We start from the raw sequence: 14,530 nt of genomic DNA, 5'->3' as shown, positions 1-14,530 counted from the left end.
GGGCTTAGCATGGTGTCTAGGACAGTATCCGAAAAGGTAAATTTAAGGAGTAAACACTATGCTAAATAAGTCTTCGACTTATAGGTAGTAACGAGCACCAAGTAGCCACTGGTCATCAGCTTTTTCTTTGTACACGCCAGAACCTTGTAGGTCGAACTGGTAGCCAGCAAAGCCTACGAACTGAGATGTGAAGTTGTATTCAGCTTGTAGAGCAGTTGTAGCAAATACTGTTTCGCTCATCTTGTCATCTTCTACAGCTTCGTAGTTAACGCTTAGGTTAAGGCTGTTAGCTAGTGCGTAAGATGCTAAAAATTCGTAACCTGTAGACTCTGAAATAACGCCAAACTTACCATTATTCATGTAGTTGTTCGCTGCGTATACAGCTGCAACGTAAAGACCTTCAGAACCGTATGAACCGTAAGTTGCACTTAGTACATTAGAATCAGCAGTCTTTGAATCAGTACCAACATTAGCACCAGTACCGAAAGTAACGTCACCAGTATTGTAAGCGTAGTTCACAGAGAAGTTAGCGATATCGTAGTTCAAAGCGATTTGACCGCGGTTACCGTACTTATTCTCTGAAGCAACTTTGTTGTATTCTTCGTCAGAAACCTTGCGACCTTGCCATGCAACGCCAATTGCTAGAGAGCCAGCGTTACCAAAATCCATAGCGTTAGCGTAGCTCACCATCTCTTCACCACGACCAGTACCTAGGTTACCGTGATCTTCGTAGATGAAGTCATTCGCGAATGCGATTGGCATATCTGCTACGCCAGCAACGTTGTAGTAAGGTGCCCATTGAGTACCTACTGCAGCACGACCGTAATCGTCGTGAGAAACACCAACGTAACCAAGACGAGTTGTGAATGACTGATCACCACCGTCTAGCATGTTTAGCGCCCATTCACCTTTAGCATCAGCAGTAAAGCCGTTACCAAGTTCATGAGTTGCACCGAAGTTGATACGTGGAGAAACAGATTCTACACCGATGTCATCGCTGTTTTGACGGTCATCGCTGTTTACGTCACCAACTGCAACAGAAACGTGGCCGCCAACTGAGAATGTTGTGCCGTCTTCGTTGTAAAGTTCTACAGCAACTGCCTGTGTACCAAATACTGCACCAGAAATTGCTAGCGCTAAAAGTTTCTTATTCATTGTCATATCCATTATGTAACTGGGTGAGTTATTCACTAACAACCTCGTGCTTACGGAGAAGTTGTTACCTGCATTTAACAAGTAGGCAAACACTAATATACGAATGACAAAAAAGTTGCATTAAAATATATAAAATAAAAAAAATCGCACTATAAGAAGCAAAAAATAATTTTAAAACAACAAGATAAGCAGATAATTACTGGTAATATTTTTTATCTTTTTAGACAAAAGCTTCGGCTATTTTTGATTTTATAGTCGACAAATAAGCATTAAAAATCAAATCGAGAAATCACTCATCAGACCATCGAGAGATACACCCTCGACACTGAAACATTTTGTAACATGATGAAGTGAGTTGAAATATTTAGCTTTGTGAAACAATTCTCGATTTAAGCTAGAAAAAATTGCTCAATTAAAATTTCACTAGAGAAAACACAAAAAAAGGGCAACCAATCAGCGACTGGTTGCCCTTAATAACTCATCACTGGACTCTTATTTGAAGCAAACCTCAGCCCAACGAGCTAAACCTGAGGTTACTGAACCGAAGTAGTTACCGCTCACGATCGGTACGTTCGGCAATGCTTGTTGTACGGCTTCACGAAGTATAGGTGAACGAGCTGAACCACCCGTCATGTAAATTACGTCTGGCTTTTTCTGGCCTTGTTGCATGGCTTCTTTAACCAACTCAATCATCTTAGACTTTGGCGATTCAATAGCTTCCACCATCTGCTCAACGGAAATGTCCACTTCGACCAATTCAGAAGCAACATTCACCGCAGCACGATATTGAGAAGATTCTGCTAGTGCAATCTTGGCTTCTTCAGCTCTGCGTACAATGCTATAGCCTAGAGTGTCATGATAAACCCTCATCAAACGCTCTAGCTTTTGAGGGTCTGAAGCTTCTTTACGAAGTAACTTCAAGGCCGCTAGGTTTTCGCGAGAATAGAAGTTCTTTTGAGCTTCGACATTATTGATTGCAATTGGATTCCAGAATTGAGTCAGCGGCATATCGATACCCGAAATGCCTTTGCTGCCCATACCGAAAGGTGACATCAGCTGCTTGAAGGCAAGGTAGATATCAAGGTCATTACCCCCTACCCTTTGCCCGCTGTGAGCTAACAAGCTCTGGGTTCGGTCCGCTTTACCCGACCAAGTTGGCCCCATTTCTAACAATGAGCAATCGGTGGTACCACCGCCAATATCCACAACCAATACCGTTTGGTTTTCAGTCAGGGTACTTTCGTAATCAAGGCCTGCGGCTACTGGTTCAAATTGAAAAGCGATATCAAGGAAGCCTGCACGCTTAGCTGCGCGTGAGAGTATGTCTTCAGCTTGTCGGTTTGCTTCTTCACCACCTCGACCGTGGAAGTTAATTGGTCGACCGATAACAGCTTGTTTGATCTGCTCTTGAGTCGTGAGTTCTGCTTGGTGTTTAATATTTGCCATCATGGCGCACACTAAATCTTCGAAGAAACTCACCTGAACATCATGCAACCCACTTGCGCCAAGAAAAGACTTAGGGGATTTTACGTAATAAACATCGCGAGGGTCTTCTAAGTAAAGATCCAACGCCGCCTGACCAAACGCCATATCTTCTGGCACCAAATCAATACTCTCTTCTCGATTCAAAGCAATAGCACGTCGTAACACTTGCTCACCAACCGCATCACTCGGTTTGATATTCAAATGGCGAAATAGATGCTCAGAAACACTTTCACGAGTAGGCGCAAACACGGTTGAGGGAATATAGTGGTTGTTACCTTCTAGCGGTAACAGGCTTGGTTTTCCATCAACCATTGCCGCGACAGAACAGTTCGCTGTTCCATAATCAAATCCAATAAACATAATATCCCCCACTCAACAAAAGGGGCGAGATGCTACATGAAAAGCCTAAAAATTACGAGGTCATTTCTAAATTTAACTGAGTAATTTCTTAGCCTAACGGCTCTTAATAGGCAAACAAATATGCTACATTTCAGCCCAAATGAATCACAGGTTAGATAAATGAAAACACCTTGCCGAGCGGCTTGTAAAAATAATGGCGGAATGTGCAGTGGCTGCTTTCGAACAATGGATGAAATTATAGGCTGGAAAGGCTTATCTGAAGAAGAGCAAACGTCGGTTATGGATAATCTTACTGGTGTTAGTTCGACTCACCAATGTCCGCAATGTAATGAGCCAGCTCAATGCGATATCAGTGCGGGCAAAGAGACGTGTTGGTGTTTTGAACTAGAAAAGCGTGATACTAGCGATATTCCAAAAGCTGGAGTATGTCTGTGCCGTAAATGCTTGTCTGAACTGCCTATTCAGTAGGTTACCTGTACAGTAGTTTAGAACCTATTCTGCAGGTTACGTACCGGTTCAACATAGACAAAAAAGCGAGAGATTGCTTCTCGCTTCAAAATACTGAGATTTATTTGGTTAGTGCCTACTTCGTTTTTGCAACCAGCGCAGGCTGAGAAAACTGTATACCGTTCCAACCATGAACCATGAAGTTACGAATATTTTGATGGTCCGTGTTCTCTGGAAAACCTAGCACGTCGTTACGATAAAATTGACCAAAACAAGCAAGTGTTTGCTCCGCAGATAAACCTTGCTCTAAACCAAAAGCAAAAATCTTACACGAACCATTATTCTGCCCTGCGGTATTCACCACTTCACCATTGCGAAATTCACTCTCCGCAAAAACATAGTGAGCTTCGATCACTTGCATTGTATTTTCAAATTGCACGCTTTCTGGGGTTTCAGCCAGAGTATTTAATAAGGTTTCCAGTTCCATTTACTATTTCTCCATCAAGTATATATCTGTCAGCAGTGTATCTTGTTTTACGACAAGAGTAAGCCGTTGTTTACTTGGGACAGCGATTCACTTTTTGAACGAATACTGCAAATTACCTCAATGAAACTAATGACATAGTTTTATCAGGACGTTATATTATTTTATCAGACGATTAACATTGTTCAGTAACGAATATGCATAAAGATAAAAACTTAGAACTGTTTAGATACCTCAAACCCGGTACAAAAACAGCAGGTGTATTAGAATTTGGCCCAGACGACTCGATCCAGATCACTACACTCTATATCGGACACAAAGAAGAACAATACCTTGTCCTTGAGCTGTCACAAAAAGCGACAGAAGCACTGACGCTCAGAAAACTCATCAACGTGGATATTATTGTTCGTGCCATCACCGACACCGAACTTGGACACATTGTCGCGTTTAAAACCAACGTACTGGCTCATATCACCTCGCCAGCACACCTTATTTTTCTTCGTCCGCCTTCAAGCTTTGCGACCAAGCCTATCCGTGAACACGAAAGATATAAGGTACGGCTCAGCTGTGAAGTAACCTTTGATACTTTGTCATTAGATGCCACTCTGGTCGATTTTTCAGTCTCAGGCTGTGGCGTCTATATTACCCAGCAATCCGATATCGATGTCGGTTGGAAGATACAAGTAAACTCTGTCTTAAGTGAGTACTTAGATAGCGAACAGGTCTACAACGTAGTGAGCAAAAAAAGACAAGGCCAAGGTTGGCTATTAGGCATTCAGTTCCCTGAACACCTAGATATGAGTGACGAGTTAAAAACGCTGCTGTTGGAGCAAGCCTTTGTTGCCGGCTTTGTATAAATGCGTGTTCAAGTAAAGTTTATTCACAACACTTGTTTTATCGCACTTTCAAAGGTTTAGATCAGTAGTTCGTTACATCCCAATGTGCGTTTTTAAAATGAACAAATGCTTGGTGTAGCGACTCTTCTTTAATGGGTTTTACAATCACGTAATTAGCCCCAGCAGCCATAAAGCTGTCTCTTGTCGACGCTTGAGCATCCGCGGTACACGCATAAATCGGGGCTGTAACGCCAATATCGTTCCTAAGTTGCTGAGTAGTTTCAACGCCACCAAGATTGGGAAGTTGGTTATCCATCAAAATAAGATCATAGGTTGTCGCCTTAGCCATTTCTAGCGCTTCTAAGCCATCTTTTGCCCAAGTAACTACCATGCCATATTTTTTACAGAAAGCCTGCGCAATAAAGGCGTTGGTGTGATTGTCTTCCACCAGCAATACGTTCAAAGATCGACTAAACAACGCCTCTGGTTCGATATCGGCTTGTTGCTTCATGTCCAATAGCGGCTTAGAGTGCACTTCCACTGGAATTTCTATAATGAACTCCGAACCTTGGTTTATCTCACTGCGGACTTGAATGTCCCCTTCTAGCATATCGACCAGATTTTTTACAATCGTTAGGCCCAACCCTGTCCCACCATATTCACGAGTCGTGGTTTCTTCTGCTTGAACAAAGGGTTCAAATACAGCGTCAATCTTGCTTTCATCAATACCAATACCGGTATCTTTCACTCGAACGATCAAACTCGCATGGTCTGAGTTAAAGATACTTTCGAGTTCAAAACTAACGGAAATACCGCCTTGGTGAGTGAATTTAAGAGCGTTACTCACCAAGTTAAACATGATTTGATTCAAGCGCACTTGGTCGGTGTTTATTTCAATGTCATCAGCCAAGTGATTCACAATAGTAAATGCGATCGATTTATCGCCACAAAGCGGACGATAGATACTGTCTAATGTATTAACCAGTTCCCCTAAGCGGAAGTCTTTCTTTTGAATATTGAACTGCCCCTGCTCTATCTTTGAGAAGTCCAAGATATCGTTAAGTACCGCCAGCAAATGTTCCGCACTATTACAAAGTACATCCACCTGTTCACGGTTATCTTCACTGTGTATAGAGCGCTTTAGCAACTGAGAAACACCAAGAATACCGTTAAGCGGTGTACGAATCTCATGGCTCATCTTTGCGAGGAAATCTGCCCGCACATTCGCAAGGTGCTCAGCTTCTTCTCTTGCTCGATCAGCCTGCCTCTCGGCTTCAATGAGCTTAGTAATGTCTTGGCCTTGTACCACGACACCGGTAATGCCATGTTCCACACGAATAGCAGACATGTTCCAGCGAAACACCTTTTCACCAATGGGAACGTTAATGCCCGTCAGCTTTGAACCTTGAACCACCATATGAATATTCGGTAGCATGCGATGCTCAAACTCTTGAGCCACTGCTCCGTAGTTATCATCGGCGTCAAATAACGCCATACGAGCAGCAGGGTTCATCTGAATTAAGTCACCTTTATCTGACCAAACCAAGATAGGTGAATGAGCAAAGTTAAAGAGATCTTGGAACTTTTGGTTCTGTTCAGATAAACGTTCAAAAGTGTCCTCAAGGGTGCAACCAATATGATGAAACTCGAAAATGTTGGAGCCATCGAACTTGTTGTACTCTTCGCCGTCACTTGCTGAGCGGGTAAAGTCCATCAACTTATCGAGTTCAGCCGCCACCTTTCTTTGAATCCAAGCTCGCGCAAAGAAAGACATCAATATGATCACCACAATCACAACAATGATCGCACGCTCATAGTTCTCTTCTAACGCAATGAAGTTAGTGTTCTTTTGGACAGCTCGAATGGTAAGGGGCGTTTCAACGGCATTGATCTTAATGGTCGCGATGGTGACGAAATGACGAGGCAGTTGCTCGTACATTTTGTAGTTGAGGATGTCCGTTATTGTGTAACTTTCATCGCCACTGAATGTCGACGTAACCGGTGTTCCGTGCGCTTCGATAACAATATTTTCGCAGTTGCTGCCCTTCTGAATAGACTCAGCCAGAGAGAAATTGTTATCAAGTACGATCGCGATATAGAGCTGGCCAAGAACCTCACCTGTTTTGTTATCCACAATAGGGGTTCGGCGAGCCAACAAATGACGCTTACCAATATCGGTTATCACTTTAATGAAATGCCAGTTACTACTAAATGAAACCTCATCAGAGATATGTTTTAAGTTGGACGAGTCCAATCCATAAAACTGACCGTTGCCATCTTCCCAGGCCAAACCGTCATGAGTAGAAACAAAGCGAAGATCCGGCGCATGATCCGGTTCTCTTTGGTCAACACCAAAAAAGAAATAACTCAGAGCCTCTTCATTGTGGGTATCAAAATACGCTCTGAGTGTTTCACTGTGTGAGCTACTGTCTTGATGGATTTGCAGCACCGACAAACGGTAATCAAACATATTTTGGATCAAGCTAGAGGTTTGCTGGACCGTTCGATTCGTCTCTTGCTTTACGATATTACTGCTGGTTTCATAATTATGAATAAGTACGCCAAGTGCCATCACGCCTATCACTAAAATAATGATACGCGTAATGAGTTTAGCTAAGGTGTTCCTAGGTGTACTGGCGTAGCTTTTCTTCATTATTGACCTGAGTACCTAAATGCTCGCTGCTTAAGTTCTGAAATACGTTCTGGTGAATCATCTTTGGTCACAACTTCAAACTCACCAGAGTAAACCGTAGGAACTTCCAATCCGGCTAGGTCCCACTTGATCGCCTCTGCCATAGCGATACCGGTATCGTCATTCATACGCATGACTGTGACATCTAAATCGCCCTTTGCAATGGCTTCCAGTTCAGCGGATCCGCCTCCCCAGCCATTAACTAAGATATCTCGACCAGATTCACGAATGGCTTCCGCAGCGCCCAGAGCGACATCGGTTGCACATGCATAGATAAAGTCTAGGTCCTTATCGTTCGCAATGCTGATTTTAGCCGCTTGGTAACCACTCTCTTTGTCTGATTTCGTGTAAAATGAAGACTTAAGATCAAAGTTCGTATCGGTGTTCACATCATGGATAAAGGTATCTCCACGAGCATCACTGATATAGCCCTCTGAGCGATATAACACAGAATATTTGCTGTCTGGTTTGCTCACTTCTTTAAAGTAATTCGCCAATTTTAAACTGCCTGTCGCATGATCAAACCCGACATACATGAACGGCTGTCTATCAGCCCAAGCACGCACTGGTGTTGTGATATTTTGCAGAATGAGTTTGGTGTCAGTAGAGCTCAACACGTGCTCAATAAACTTGCGGTGGCGCGTCGTGTCTAATGTAAAAATCAAGTAGTCCGTTTTGTTCTCTATCGCTTCTTGCAATGAAATACTTGTTTGCGTGAGATCGGCATTAACCCGGGTAAACACCTGATTTATTTGATAGTTGATTCTCAACTTATCGAGGCGTTTCTCAAAAGCTTGAATGTTACGAACCCAGTAGTCGGAGATCTGTTGACCCGGATACACCACTGAGATCGTAATAGGCTCATTCTGAGCTCGTCTCAATGGCACAGGGTGATTTTGCACAGCTTCGACCATTTTATCGGTCAGTGCTTTTTGCTCTGGAAACTTGGAAAGATAATCTTGGTATTCCCAGTACCCATTGAGGACATGAGTACCATGGGAGAGAGCGGACGCAGAAAATACGGCAAGTCCAAACAACATCAGTAAACGTTTCATATTTTTCTCGTTTTATATGAGCTACTTTGGCTCATTTTTTAACCTAGCATGACACCATCTCTTTGTATGGCTGAAAGATATTATGTAGGACAACGATGATAAATGATAGCGTCTAACACTAATTAGAACGACATTCTAAATGAGCAATATGTTAATTTGGAATGGAGATTAAGAACAACGAGTTCAATGATGATTTAAGCCCATTCACAAAAAGAGTAATTACCGTTAAAATTCATGAGCTTACATTGATTTATTATAGTCCATTACATTATTAATATTTAATCAATAACAAACATTTTAGCTATGAATTATGAGACTTCGATATATTGAATTCTGTCTTGTTGCCACTCAATAATTAGTTTGAGTGATACCAATTTTTCTTTGCGAGATTTTGGTAGTTGTTTGATCGCGTATTCAGTTTTCAACGCCTCACTTTTTGATCCAACACCAAAACTCCAAACTAGCTTAAGTGGGCCTTTACCTTTTAACGCTTTGGCACCTTTACCCGTTTGATGTTGTTCAAATCGACGCTCTAAATTATTCGTCACGCCACAATAAAGGGCATTGTGACGATTGCGGATTAAGTACACGACCCAATCCGCATTTTTATCAGACTCAGACATCTAAAGCAGTGATTCAACCAGAGCCTTAAGCTCTGCCACTTCTTCACGTAGGCTTGCGACTTCTGATTCAAGCTCTTCAAACTTTTCGCTTGTCGCAGAGGGTGCAACCGCACTTACCGATGCCGTCGCAAACGCTTCAACATCCACTTCACCACTCAATAAGTGCTGGTAGCGTGATTCACGTTTACCCGCTTCACGTGGTAGCTTCACGACTAAAGCACCCGCTTCTCTTACGGCTAATTTATCGAGTGTCGCTTCAACCTCTTTCACATCACTAAAATTAGCAAGACGACCAGTACGAGTGCGCAGTTCGCCAGGAGTTTGCGCCCCGCGAAGCAGCATACAGCAGATGATTGCGCGCTCTTGCTCTGTAAATTGCAAATCCCCAAATTCAGTATTACAGAAACGATGCTGATACTTATTAACACGGCTATTGAAGCTGCTCTCATCACTCACCATGCGGCGAGCTATCAAACCATCAACCGCATCTAAAACGTCCGACTCAGACAGAGAGAGAACTGGCTCACGGTTACTCTTTTGGTTACATGCAGTCGTTAAGCTGTTTAACGTTAACGGGTAATGATCCGGGGTAGTGACTTCTTTCTCGATCAAGCAACCGATAATTCTCGCTTCAATTGGGGAAAGTACTGTGTTCATCGTTTTTCCTTTTTATTATTTTGATAATTCCATCTCAACATTTAACAATGCAGCCAGTAATGGCTAATGCTCAGACAAAATCGGTACTCGTTTCTTTCTGCCTTGTTCATCAATCATTATGATCTTAGAACGATTTAGCTCTATTTCCACGACTTCCAAATAAGTACGTTCTTGTACATACGCATCACGAAGCTTGTTTTGCTCTGCCGAAGGTTCAGTGACATCGTCGCCCAAATCTTCTGTTTCCAGTTGTTGTTGATTCATTTCACATTTCGTATCAATGCCGTGTCTATACTGGATACTAACTTGAACAGTTAGATAAAAACAATCGCACTTTAGCGAGAGTGCCGAATAATTATACAACCTTACTTTTGCTTTGATCTAAAGACTGTTACAACACTAACTGATGTGCTTTAATCAGAACCAGACAACGTATTTGACGATTAGGAAAAGGAATCTATGAGCAGCGTATTTGAAATTGTTAACCAAGCACGACGTAAGAACAAACTTAAGCGTGAACTTTTAGACAACGAAAAGAAAGTTCGCGACAACCGCAAGCGTGTCGACCTTCTTGATAACCTACTTGATTACATCAAGCCAGAGATGACTCACGACGAGATCTTAGGCATTATCAAAAACATGAAAGCTGACTACGAAGACCGCGTTGATGATCACATCATCAAGAGTGCAGAGATCTCTAAAGCTCGTCGCGACATCAGCCGCCGCATTCGTGAACTAACAGAAGAAGACAAGCAAACTCAAGGTAAGAAGTAATCTAACCTCGCTAATTTACTTGTAACAATGTTAGTAACCCACTCTTAGTAGTGGGTTTTTTTGTACCTAAACTCCAGCGTCTATACTTAAGCATCTAGACCTAAGCATCTAAACCTAACCGTCTAGACTTAAGCGTACCTAAGCAAAATGAATGAAACTCAACAGCAGTATCAAACTAAATAACGAGTGAACGTAAGCAACGGAGTGACCTATGTACGCAAGTATTCTGATTACCTTGGCGTTATCAACGACACAACCTTACCCTGAAAAATTTGAGAAACTTTATACCGAAGAAACCGAAATCACTTATGACGATCTCGTGGTCGATGTTCATGGCTACAAGGTTCCGACCCGATCAGCATTTCGAGGTTGGATGCTCCTTAACCACGCCCAAGATCAAGTCAAAGCGATCGGTCAACAGCTCAAAGACAACGGCATCACTCAGAGCATGCCTCTGCATTTAGTCTTGTTGCAAGGCACGGATTGGGCAATGAGTAATACGACCCTGTTCACCCTTCCCAATAAGAAACATGTGCCAAACATGATCAATACCCTTAAGTACATACAACAATATATTGAGCCTGAAATTGGCGTTGTTATCCCTGTGTCCGGAGAGCGAACCAATATTTACAATCAACAAGCTGGCGGCGCACTGCGAAGTAAACACTTGGAATTCTGCGCCTTAGACTTAGTGCCTGCGAATGATATTACTCGCGAAGATCTACACGTGAAACTTAAAAAGATTCATGCTGAATTTGGGCAAAAAAATAACGTTGGGCTGGGGTTGTATTCTGGTGTTCGATTCCACATCGATACTTGCGGATTCAGACAGTGGTAACTACTCGATAGAGTCATAAGGACATGATAATTATTGATGTCATTATGACTCAAATGATTATCGTGACACTTTAACTAACTGATTTAATGATTAAAATAAACTGGAACGCTAATTGCTATTGATAACAAGTATCATAATTATTAATAGCAATTAGGAATTCAATATGAAGACGATGACTCAACGCTTTCAAACGCTACTTTCTGTTTCAAACTTCAGTCTAGCAACCACCGCCTTGCTTATGCTACTCAGTATTATTGTTGCTTATCCGATGGCCGATCACTTCTCACTGCCAATTCAAATTGTCGCACACATCAGCACGATCTTAGTGGCTGCATTACTAAAGATTAGTTATGTCGGTCGCTGCCTTGCGCAATACAACCTTGGGTTAGAAGTTCGCTAAATCGCACAGTGCTAGCCTTGATAATGAGCCAGTTAGACAATATCAAGGCTACTGAACAGGTCATACAGTTGGTGGGATTTATAAGGTTTCGGCAAATAGGCATTCATGCCTGCTTCAAAGCAATCTTTGATGTCTTCTTCCAAAACACTGGCGGTTAAAGCAATGATAGGTAATGGTGCGGCTTGTTGGTCAGTCTCCCACTGTCGAATCGCACGGGTCGCCGTTATACCATCCATAACAGGCATCATGCAGTCCATTAAGATGGCATCAAACTGAGCGCCTTGAGTGATGACATCCACCGCTTCTTGGCCATTACTGGCAATCAAATATTCATAACCCGCTTGCTCAAGGAAGAAGCTCGCTATCTTCTGATTCATTAGGTTATCTTCAACAATCAGAATACGTCGATTCAGAGAGCGAACCTCTTCATCTTTTGCTTCCACCGTCGGCGCTTGTTCTTCACCAACATCAAGCGATTGTAAGCTGTTTAAGAATCGTCGACCCAAGAATGGCAATGTATGAGTTGAGTGAACCGTTTCTGTGATTAGATTGGTTTTAAAGAGATGATGCTGACACACGATAACGCGAGCCAAAGGGTATAACGCCTTCAGCGTCGCAAGATCTTTATCCATGGAGTGATGCAGCGTATGACAATAAAGTATGAAGTCACTTTCTTTCAGGTTTTCATCAAGATCCGAAATGGATGACACAACATTAGGTCGAACATTTAAGCGTTCACACTCTTTGACCAGTTGATCTAGATAGTTAAAAGAATTCGAGATAATAGTCGCACGGCTTAGGTTGTCGAAGGTTTGAACATGAGTTTCGACAGTGTCGACATACAAACAAAAAGTGAACGTTGAGCCCTCTCCTTTCACTGAACGCGCGGTAATGTAACCCCCCATCAAATCAACAAGCTGTCGGCAAATCGCAAGGCCTAACCCTGTCCCACCGAATTGGCGAGTAATGCTGCCATCTTCTTGAGTGAAAGGTTCAAATATGGACTCTAGCTTCTCTGGCTCAATCCCAATTCCAGTATCAGACACACTGCATTCCAGCTTGCCTCTACCCAAAGACATAGGTGTGTATGCAATGTCCGTCGTAATCGTGCCCTTTGACGTAAACTTGATGGCGTTAGACAGCAAATTGGTCAGCACCTGCCTTACACGGTACTCATCGAAAAACAGCTGCGGTGGGGTTTGGGAATCGATATTGATGTCGAGTTCGATATCCTTACTTATCGCTTTGGATAAAATCACACTGACTGAGTCGTAAACCGCCTCTCTCAGATCAGCATTGTGTGGCGATAGCATTAAGTTGCCCGACTCGATTTTGGACAGGTCAAGAATGTCATTAAGCAGAACCAGTAATGAGTGAGAAGACGATTCGATGTCTCCTAACACTTCTTGTTGATTCGCGCTCAGTTGGCTTTGAGATAAGATCTCAGCCATCCCAATAATCCCGTTGAGTGGTGTACGTATCTCATGGGACATATTGGCTAAAAATGCGCTCTTGGCCTTGTTAGCCGAAATTGCATCTTCCTTTGCTTCTACTAACTCTTTGTTATGTTGATAGTTGCGCTCCATCACTCGATTCAAAGTTTCAGTGAACTCGGCAAGTTCATCGTTGCCTTGAATATGAATGACCTTGGGCTTGCCGTAGCTATCGGCGCATTCAGACACCCCTTTCAAAATAATCGATAGGTTTCGATTTAAGCGAATAGATGTCGCTACACCAAGCCATAACAACACACCTGACACGACAAGAATAAGCAATGTCATAACCAAGGTTTGCCTTTTTTGCAGCGCTATATTTTTGGTCAGATCAAACTGTAATTGCTTAGTGTAAGCACCCACTGCCTTTGAAATCGCTAACTTCTTTCGCTCTAAACCTTCCACATGTTCATATATTTCAGGCGACGAGAAGTCACCTTTGAGGATTCGAGCTGTAAAACGGTTTTGAAATTCATCTTTAGAAAACGTACTTAATAGCTTCCCAATTTCAGGCGAACGGCTTCCAGAACGGAAAAACGTATCTAATAACTGCTGCTGCCTTTCTAAAGCACCAACATAACTCAATAAATATTGATCTATCAGCTCTGGAGAACGATACAAGCGGTAGCTCAACCACGCTTCTCGCTGAGTCCAAAACACGTAGTGAGTAAGATTAATAAACATCGCGTCAGCTTGACTGATCTTTTCGTCCACGATGTTAATGCGATACTCAGATAGCTCCATTAACACGCCTTTTAGCAAATCGAAGGCCTGCTCTGTCAGTTGCGTGTTGTTGTCAGTAATCTGTGTTGCGTCGCTGTTCATACTGGAGGTTACGCGAGCAAGTTTCGCTAACACACTCTTAAGCTCAACCAACTGTGGTTCAACAGTCCAATTGCTGTCGAACTGTTGAAGCTGTTTCTCGTACTGAGCGAGTCTAGCTAAATCAGCTTGCAGCTTTAAAAGCAGCAGCTCTTTCTCTGGAGAGTCATTAGACAGAACCAACCATCGATAAGCATCGCTGGAAACGGTATTAAAAGATTGAAGCGCTTCAACCTTAATACGAGTTGTTTCAAGGTGATTCATCTTCTTATCGTTCTTGAGCACTTCATTGACTGTAAAACCAAACATGATGAATACAGAAACCGTGGAAAGAAATATAAGACGCCATCTAATTGACATGTTTATCATTTTTATAACGACTCCCTTCCCGAAAGTAATTTTACCTAGC

14 protein-coding genes are annotated in these 14,530 nt (G+C 42.5%); 5 read left to right on the top strand and 9 right to left on the bottom strand.

Annotated elements, in window-relative coordinates; all coding sequences use genetic code 11:
* Positions 1-78 precede the first annotated feature (78 nt).
* Both L3V36_RS06395 and yegD read right to left on the bottom strand, forming a co-directional pair.
* Entirely contained in the window at positions 79-1,155 is a 1,077-nt protein-coding gene (locus L3V36_RS06395) for a porin (RefSeq protein WP_102446817.1), read from the bottom strand.
* 492 nt (positions 1,156-1,647) lie between these two features.
* A complete protein-coding gene (gene yegD / locus L3V36_RS06390; protein ID WP_208774677.1) occupies positions 1,648-3,000 on the bottom strand; it encodes a molecular chaperone in 1,353 nt (450 codons plus the stop codon).
* 159 nt (positions 3,001-3,159) lie between these two features.
* Here yegD and L3V36_RS06385 point away from each other — a divergent pair, with 159 nt between their 5' ends.
* Complete coding sequence (locus tag L3V36_RS06385) at positions 3,160-3,468, top strand: DUF1289 domain-containing protein (RefSeq protein WP_017079638.1); 309 nt, start codon at positions 3,160-3,162, stop codon at positions 3,466-3,468.
* Positions 3,469-3,583: 115 nt separating this feature from the next.
* On the opposite strand, the gene L3V36_RS06380 is transcribed toward L3V36_RS06385, so the two are convergent.
* Positions 3,584-3,934, bottom strand: coding sequence for a HopJ type III effector protein (locus tag L3V36_RS06380; RefSeq protein ID WP_208774676.1), 351 nt, complete (start codon positions 3,932-3,934; stop codon positions 3,584-3,586).
* A gap of 194 nt (positions 3,935-4,128) precedes the next feature.
* Between L3V36_RS06380 and L3V36_RS06375 the strand changes: the two genes are divergently transcribed.
* Positions 4,129-4,788, top strand: coding sequence for a PilZ domain-containing protein (locus tag L3V36_RS06375; RefSeq protein ID WP_102491108.1), 660 nt, complete (start codon positions 4,129-4,131; stop codon positions 4,786-4,788).
* Between the two features lie 61 nt (positions 4,789-4,849).
* Here the strand turns inward: L3V36_RS06375 and luxQ are convergent, their stop codons facing one another.
* The 5 genes from luxQ to L3V36_RS06350 all read right to left on the bottom strand — a co-directional run bounded on the left by luxQ (position 4,850) and on the right by L3V36_RS06350 (position 10,058).
* Positions 4,850-7,420: a quorum-sensing autoinducer 2 sensor kinase/phosphatase LuxQ gene (gene luxQ, locus L3V36_RS06370; protein WP_065682312.1), complete on the bottom strand. Its 2,571-nt coding sequence runs from the start codon at positions 7,418-7,420 to the stop codon at positions 4,850-4,852.
* The gene (locus L3V36_RS06365) at positions 7,420-8,514 is read right to left on the bottom strand and encodes an autoinducer 2-binding periplasmic protein LuxP (protein WP_004730058.1); all 1,095 of its coding nucleotides are present in this window, start codon (positions 8,512-8,514) and stop codon (positions 7,420-7,422) included. The genes luxQ and L3V36_RS06365 overlap by 1 nt, the downstream gene beginning before the upstream one ends.
* 308 nt (positions 8,515-8,822) lie before the next feature.
* Entirely contained in the window at positions 8,823-9,137 is a 315-nt protein-coding gene (locus tag L3V36_RS06360) for a GIY-YIG nuclease family protein (protein WP_004730056.1), read from the bottom strand.
* Positions 9,138-9,794: a YceH family protein gene (locus L3V36_RS06355; protein WP_017094684.1), complete on the bottom strand. Its 657-nt coding sequence runs from the start codon at positions 9,792-9,794 to the stop codon at positions 9,138-9,140. It abuts the gene before it with no gap.
* Between the two features lie 63 nt (positions 9,795-9,857).
* Positions 9,858-10,058: a hypothetical protein gene (locus L3V36_RS06350; protein WP_004730052.1), complete on the bottom strand. Its 201-nt coding sequence runs from the start codon at positions 10,056-10,058 to the stop codon at positions 9,858-9,860.
* A gap of 195 nt (positions 10,059-10,253) precedes the next feature.
* On the opposite strand from L3V36_RS06350, the gene L3V36_RS06345 reads away from it, so the two are divergent.
* From L3V36_RS06345 to L3V36_RS06335, 3 genes are all read left to right on the top strand, one after another.
* Positions 10,254-10,568: a DUF496 family protein gene (locus L3V36_RS06345; protein WP_004730049.1), complete on the top strand. Its 315-nt coding sequence runs from the start codon at positions 10,254-10,256 to the stop codon at positions 10,566-10,568.
* A gap of 211 nt (positions 10,569-10,779) precedes the next feature.
* The gene (locus tag L3V36_RS06340) at positions 10,780-11,406 is read left to right on the top strand and encodes a D-Ala-D-Ala carboxypeptidase family metallohydrolase (RefSeq protein ID WP_065205875.1); all 627 of its coding nucleotides are present in this window, start codon (positions 10,780-10,782) and stop codon (positions 11,404-11,406) included.
* 163 nt (positions 11,407-11,569) lie between these two features.
* Complete coding sequence (locus L3V36_RS06335) at positions 11,570-11,806, top strand: hypothetical protein (RefSeq protein ID WP_004730045.1); 237 nt, start codon at positions 11,570-11,572, stop codon at positions 11,804-11,806.
* A 32-nt stretch (positions 11,807-11,838) separates the two neighbouring features.
* On the opposite strand, the gene L3V36_RS06330 is transcribed toward L3V36_RS06335, so the two are convergent.
* On the bottom strand, positions 11,839-14,430 hold the full coding sequence (locus L3V36_RS06330) for an ATP-binding protein (protein WP_108091607.1): 2,592 nt from the start codon (positions 14,428-14,430) through the stop codon (positions 11,839-11,841).
* Positions 14,431-14,530: the final 100 nt, after the last annotated feature.

Source organism: Vibrio sp. G-C-1 (genome assembly GCF_021728015.1).
GTDB classification, from domain to species: domain Bacteria; phylum Pseudomonadota; class Gammaproteobacteria; order Enterobacterales; family Vibrionaceae; genus Vibrio; species Vibrio splendidus.
This window is presented reverse-complemented; position numbering and strand designations above follow the sequence as displayed.

Excerpts from the sequence above, each read along its gene's own strand:
- L3V36_RS06330 (WP_108091607.1), bottom strand. The coding sequence starts at position 14,430 with ATGTTTGGTTTTACAGTCAATGAAGTGCTCAAGAACGATAAGAAGATG.
- L3V36_RS06340 (WP_065205875.1), top strand. The coding sequence starts at position 10,780 with ATGTACGCAAGTATTCTGATTACCTTGGCGTTATCAACGACACAACCT.
- L3V36_RS06355 (WP_017094684.1), bottom strand. The coding sequence starts at position 9,794 with ATGAACACAGTACTTTCCCCAATTGAAGCGAGAATTATCGGTTGCTTG.
- luxQ (WP_065682312.1), bottom strand. The coding sequence starts at position 7,420 with ATGAAGAAAAGCTACGCCAGTACACCTAGGAACACCTTAGCTAAACTC.
- L3V36_RS06385 (WP_017079638.1), top strand. The coding sequence starts at position 3,160 with ATGAAAACACCTTGCCGAGCGGCTTGTAAAAATAATGGCGGAATGTGC.
- L3V36_RS06335 (WP_004730045.1), top strand. The coding sequence starts at position 11,570 with ATGAAGACGATGACTCAACGCTTTCAAACGCTACTTTCTGTTTCAAAC.
- L3V36_RS06380 (WP_208774676.1), bottom strand. The coding sequence starts at position 3,934 with ATGGAACTGGAAACCTTATTAAATACTCTGGCTGAAACCCCAGAAAGC.
- L3V36_RS06345 (WP_004730049.1), top strand. The coding sequence starts at position 10,254 with ATGAGCAGCGTATTTGAAATTGTTAACCAAGCACGACGTAAGAACAAA.
- yegD (WP_208774677.1), bottom strand. The coding sequence starts at position 3,000 with ATGTTTATTGGATTTGATTATGGAACAGCGAACTGTTCTGTCGCGGCA.
- L3V36_RS06350 (WP_004730052.1), bottom strand. The coding sequence starts at position 10,058 with ATGAATCAACAACAACTGGAAACAGAAGATTTGGGCGACGATGTCACT.
- L3V36_RS06360 (WP_004730056.1), bottom strand. The coding sequence starts at position 9,137 with ATGTCTGAGTCTGATAAAAATGCGGATTGGGTCGTGTACTTAATCCGC.
- L3V36_RS06375 (WP_102491108.1), top strand. The coding sequence starts at position 4,129 with ATGCATAAAGATAAAAACTTAGAACTGTTTAGATACCTCAAACCCGGT.
- L3V36_RS06395 (WP_102446817.1), bottom strand. The coding sequence starts at position 1,155 with ATGAATAAGAAACTTTTAGCGCTAGCAATTTCTGGTGCAGTATTTGGT.
- L3V36_RS06365 (WP_004730058.1), bottom strand. The coding sequence starts at position 8,514 with ATGAAACGTTTACTGATGTTGTTTGGACTTGCCGTATTTTCTGCGTCC.